Origin of the sequence: Streptomyces sp. MnatMP-M17, assembly GCF_900091995.1 — a bacterium.
Taxonomy (GTDB): domain Bacteria; phylum Actinomycetota; class Actinomycetes; order Streptomycetales; family Streptomycetaceae; genus Streptomyces.
In genome coordinates this window covers 1-1181 of sequence record NZ_FMDK01001202.1, presented here as the reverse complement: position 1 = coordinate 1181, position 1181 = coordinate 1, and the positions used below count along the sequence as shown (strand labels likewise).

1 protein-coding gene is annotated in these 1181 nt (G+C 71.5%); it reads left to right on the top strand.

Going from position 1 to position 1181, the window contains the following annotated elements:
* Positions 1–30 precede the first annotated feature (30 nt).
* The coding region (locus GA0115259_RS42620; RefSeq protein ID WP_305129849.1) for a beta-ketoacyl reductase at positions 31–1181 on the top strand (1151 nt) is incomplete at its 3' end.

Below are 1181 nucleotides of genomic sequence, written 5' to 3'. Positions count from 1 at the left end.
CCCGCCGGTCATGACGCACTCTCGGTGGCGGTGGCTGACACGGCAGGTCAGCCCGTTGCCTCGGTCGACTCGCTGCGTGTACGGGCCGTATCGCGCGAGCAGTTGAGCGGCGGCGGCACCGGAGTGGCCCGCGACGCGCTGTTCGGAGTGGGATGGGTACCGGTCGCGCCGCCGGCCGAATCCGCCTTCCGTACGGTCGCGTTGGTCGGCCCAAATGTCGTCGGACTCGCCGAAGGACTGGCACGTACGGGCGTCGAGATCGACAGCTACGAGGATCTGACATCGCTCGCGGCCGAGGCGGCGCCGGTGCCGGATACGGTGCTGGTGGGCATGGCCAGTGCGTACGGAGACGAAGTGACCGACTCCGTCCACGCGTTGACCGCCGACGCGCTGGTCCTGGTACAGGAGTGGCTGGCCGAGGAGCGGTTCGCCGGCTCCCGCCTGGTGTTCGTCACCACTGGTGCCGTCGCCGGTGGTGGCGAGGAGGTCGCCGATGTGGCGGCGGCCTCGGTCTGGGGCCTGGTGCGCTCCGCGCAGACGGAGAACCCGGGCTCCTTCGGGCTGGTCGACCTGGACTCCGCAGAGTCCTCGGTGGCTCTGCTGCCGCGAGCACTCGGCGTCGATGAGCCGCAACTGCTCGTCCGCGACGGTGGAATCCGCGCCGGGCGCCTGACCCGAATGACCGAGCCCGGGCCGGAGTCCGAGGCGGGCGGCTCCGCCTGGGATCCCGAGGGTACGGTGCTGATCACCGGCGGCACGGGCGGCCTGGGTGGCGTGCTGGCACGCCATCTCGTCGGCGAGCGCGGTGTGCGGCATCTACTGCTCACCAGTCGTCGTGGACTCGCTGCCGAGGGCGCCGGGGATCTGGCGGCCGAGCTGACCGCCCGCGGTGCGCATGTGTCGGTCGCCGCGTGTGATGTGGCGGATCGCGAGGCACTGGCCGGGCTGTTGGCGTCGGTGCCGTCGGAGCATCCGCTGACCGCCGTGGTCCATACGGCGGGCGTGCTGGACGACGGTGTGATCGGTTCGCTCACGCCGGAGCGGCTGGACCGTGTGCTGCGGCCGAAGGCGGACGCGGCCTGGCATCTGCACGAGCTGACCCGCGACCTTGATCTCGCCGGGTTTGTCGTCTTCTCCTCCGTGGCGGGTGTGTTCGGTGGCGCCGGGCAGGCCAACTACGC